This is a genomic window from Streptomyces barringtoniae, assembly GCF_020819595.1.
Classification (GTDB): Bacteria; Actinomycetota; Actinomycetes; order Streptomycetales; family Streptomycetaceae; genus Streptomyces; species Streptomyces barringtoniae.
The window spans coordinates 1-543 of the sequence record NZ_JAJHNP010000101.1 but is presented as its reverse complement, the minus strand read 5'-3'; the positions used below and the strand labels follow the sequence as shown (position 1 = coordinate 543).

1 protein-coding gene is annotated in these 543 nt (G+C 75.5%); it reads left to right on the top strand.

Translation table 11 applies throughout. The features are described from left to right. On the top strand, nucleotides 1–543 hold a 543-nt coding region (locus LMU33_RS40895), incomplete at both ends, for an SDR family NAD(P)-dependent oxidoreductase (RefSeq protein ID WP_228627195.1).

Sequence of the window (543 nt, the reverse complement as noted above, 5' to 3'; positions counted from 1 at the left end):
GCTGTGGTGCGCCACCCGCGGCGCGGTCTCCGTCAGCCCCTCCGAGCGGCTGGAGAACCCGGAGCAGGCGCTGGTGTGGGGCCTGGGCCGGGTGGCATCGATGGAGCACGGTGAGCGGTGGGGTGGTCTGTTCGACCTGCCGTCCGCGGCCGGTGACGAGGCCGATGAACGGTCGCTGAGGCGTCTGGCGGACGTGCTCGCGGCGGCCGGTGACGAGGACCAGCTCGCGCTGCGGCCCGCGGGAGTGTTCGTACGGCGGCTGGTGCGGGCCCCGCTGGACCGTAGCCCGGTGGTCCGTGACTGGCGGCCCGGGGGGACGGTTCTGGTCACCGGTGGTACCGGCGCGCTGGGCGCGCATGTGGCCCGGTGGCTGGCCCGCAACGGTGCGGGGCATCTGCTGCTCACCAGCCGCAGCGGCCCCGACGCCCCCGGTGCCGGCGAACTGCGTGCGGAACTCGCCGCCCTGGGCGCGGAAGTGACTGTCGCGGCCTGCGACGTCGCCGACCGTACCGCCCTGACCGGACTGCTCGCCGCGATACCGGG